The sequence below is a fragment of the Mesorhizobium sp. M0598 genome, from assembly GCF_040320865.1.
Lineage (GTDB): Bacteria > Pseudomonadota > Alphaproteobacteria > Rhizobiales > Rhizobiaceae > Mesorhizobium.
Genome location: NZ_JAMYQL010000090.1, coordinates 1 through 2,544 on the forward strand (window position 1 = coordinate 1; position 2,544 = coordinate 2,544).

General features: G+C 63.5%; 1 protein-coding gene and 1 pseudogene. One reads left to right on the forward strand and one right to left on the reverse strand.

Annotated elements, in window-relative coordinates; genetic code table 11:
* Positions 1-137: 137 nt before the first annotated feature.
* Positions 138-2,150: an acetyl-CoA carboxylase biotin carboxylase subunit gene (locus NKI59_RS34785; protein ID WP_352709041.1), complete on the reverse strand. Its 2,013-nt coding sequence runs from the start codon at positions 2,148-2,150 to the stop codon at positions 138-140.
* 213 nt (positions 2,151-2,363) lie between these two features.
* Between NKI59_RS34785 and NKI59_RS34790 the strand changes: the two are divergent.
* Positions 2,364-2,544 (forward strand): annotated as a pseudogene (locus tag NKI59_RS34790) (alcohol dehydrogenase catalytic domain-containing protein); the annotation flags it as partial.

Sequence of the window (2,544 nt, forward strand, 5' to 3'; positions counted from 1 at the left end):
CAAAAAAGTGCGAATTCCTCACGGCCTCGCCTTGTCCCTCCTCAAGCGAGCATGCTCAACCAATTGCAAAGTCGCGTTCCTTCGCGCCCCCCTCTGTCCTGCCAACTTCTGACGGGCGTCGAGGGCGGATTTCAGCCTCACGCGAATTCCATGATCACCGCATCGACGGCAAGGCTGTCGCCGGGCTTGGCGTTGAGCTTCGACACGATGAGGTCGCGCTCGGCGCGCAGCACGTTTTCCATCTTCATCGCCTCGACCACGGCAAGCGTCTCGCCGGCCTTGACCTCCTGCCCTTCGGCAACGGCGATCGATACGACGAGGCCGGGCATCGGGCAGAGTAGCATCTTCGAAGTATCCGGCGCCACTTTTTCCGGCATCAGCCGTTCGAGCTCGGCGGTGCCCGGCAGCATGGCGCGCGCCGTCACCGAGATGCCTTTCCAGGCGATGCGGAACCCGTTCAGCACCGGCCTGACTTGCGCCGCGACCGTGCGGCCGCCGACCGTGCCGCGCCAGATGAGATCGCCCGGCCGCCAGTCGGATGCCACCGTCAGCGGTTTGCCGCCGTCGATTGTGAGGTCGAGCTCGATCGGAATGGAAATCATGCCTTCGACGATGGCAACCGAAAGATAATCCCGGCCGATCTTCACCACCCAATCGCGTTTCAAGGCGCCCGAATGCGGCGCCAGCCGCCCGCCCAGCCGGTCGAGCCGGTCGCGGCGCAGCAGTTCGACCGCGGTTGCGATCGCGGCCAGCACCGCGTTTTCTTCGCTATTCGGCACAATGGGCGCGAAGCCGTCGGGATATTCCTCGGCGATGAACGCCGTCGATAGCCGCCCTTCCCGCCAGCGCGGATGCTGCATCAGCGCCGCCAGGAACGGTATGTTGTGCTCGATGCCGTCGACGACGAAACTGTCCAGCGCTTCCGACATCGCGTCGATCGCCGCCAGCCGTGTCGGCGCCCAGGTGCACAGCTTGGCGACCATCGGGTCGTAGAACATCGAGATTTCCGAGCCTTCGGTGACGCCGGTATCGTTGCGGATGACGATTTCGCCGAATTTTCCCTCTTCCGGCGGCCGGTATTTCGTCAGCCTGCCGATCGACGGCAGAAAGTTGCGATACGGATCTTCGGCATAGAGGCGGCTTTCCACCGCCCAGCCGTTCAGCTTGACGTCGCTCTGCTTGATGGCGAGCTTTTCGCCGGCTGCCACGCGGATCATCTGCTCGACCAGGTCGATGCCGGTGACGAGTTCCGTCACCGGATGCTCGACCTGCAGCCGCGTGTTCATTTCCAGGAAATAGAAGTTTTTGTCGCTGTCGACGATGAACTCGACCGTGCCGGCGCTCTGGTAGTCGACGGCCTTGGCCAGCGCCACCGACTGCTCGCCCATGGCTTTGCGGGTCTTGGCGTCGAGGAACGGCGACGGCGCCTCCTCCACGACCTTCTGGTTGCGGCGCTGGATCGAGCATTCGCGCTCGCCGAGATAGAGCGTGTTGCCATGCGCGTCGGCGAGCACCTGGATTTCGATATGGCGCGGATCGACGATGAATTTTTCGATGAAGACGCGGTCATCGCCGAACGAGCTTTTGGCCTCCGACCGCGCCCGGTCGAAGCCGTCGCGCACCTCTGCCTTGCTCCAGGCGATGCGCATGCCCTTGCCGCCGCCGCCGGCCGAAGCCTTGATCATCACGGGATAGCCGATTTCGCCGGCTATTCTTTCGGCATGGGCGGCGCTTTCGACGACGCCGAGCCAGCCGGGCACCGTCGACACCTTGGCCGCGTTGGCGAACTTCTTCGATTCGATCTTGTCGCCCATCGCCTTGATGGCCTTGGGCTTCGGGCCGATGAAGACGATGCCTTCCTGCTCCAGCGCTTCGCAGAAGGATGCCCGCTCGGACAGGAAACCGTAGCCGGGATGCACGGCCTCTGCTCCTGTGGCCTTGCAGGCGGCGATGATCTTTTCCGCGACCAGATAACTTTGCGCAGCCGGCGAAGGCCCGATATGCACCGCCTCGTCGGCCATTTCGACATGCACGGCGTCGCGGTCGGCGTCGGAATAGACCGCGACGGTGGCGATGCCCACCTTGCGCGCCGTCTTGATCACGCGGCAGGCGATCTCGCCACGGTTGGCGACCAGGATCTTTGTGAACATGCAGGCCTCGTCCCTCGGCTGCCCTTCTTCTACGGGCTTCCCGTTTTATGGGCTTCAGGGGGCCGGTCAAGGCAAAGTCGGAGCCTATCCCGCATGCAAATCGGCGGGCGCTGACGAAAAACCGGGGTCAGAACGTCGCTTCGTGCATAGCGCAGAGCTGAATGGTAAGTTAAATCTAACCTGGATTGCAGACTGCCTTGGGAGGATTGCCTGATGAAAACGCGCGCCGCTGTCGCCGTCGCCGCCGGAAAGCCGCTGCAGATCATGGAGGTCGACCTCGAAGGTCCCCGCGATGGCGAGGTGCTGGTCGAGATCAAGGCAACCGGCATCTGCCACACCGACGAGTTCACGCTGTCGGGCGCCGACCCGGAAGGCCTGTTTCCGGCGATCCTCG

Excerpts from the sequence above, each read along its gene's own strand:
- NKI59_RS34785 (WP_352709041.1), bottom strand. The coding sequence starts at position 2,150 with ATGTTCACAAAGATCCTGGTCGCCAACCGTGGCGAGATCGCCTGCCGC.